The sequence below is a fragment of the Lysinibacillus sp. GbtcB16 genome (genome assembly GCF_019091145.1).
GTDB classification, from domain to species: domain Bacteria; phylum Bacillota; class Bacilli; order Bacillales_A; family Planococcaceae; genus Lysinibacillus; species Lysinibacillus fusiformis.
In genome coordinates this window covers 1-236 of sequence record NZ_JAGXJV010000872.1, presented here as the reverse complement: position 1 = coordinate 236, position 236 = coordinate 1, and the positions used below count along the sequence as shown (strand labels likewise).

The following is a 236-nucleotide window of genomic DNA, read 5'->3' as shown; positions in this document are numbered from 1 at the left end:
TTGATTCCAGCACCGCGCAAATTTATCACCTCCTTGCCATGATGGGGGCTCCGAATACATGGGAATACAAAGATGGTAAAATGTCGCCGGATTTCATGTCGAAGGCTTATATGGATACGATGAAGCTGCTGCAGCAAATGTTCAAAGACAAATTGTTTAACAGTGACTTCCCGGTGGTCAAAGACCGAACTGTATTGGTGAACCAAGGTAAAGCGGGCGTATATATTGGGGCTTAT

The 236-nt window shown here is 44.9% G+C and carries 1 pseudogene; it reads left to right on the top strand.

Annotated features, from left to right (window positions below):
• Positions 1 to 236, top strand: a pseudogene (locus tag KVT27_RS26160) (extracellular solute-binding protein); the annotation flags it as partial.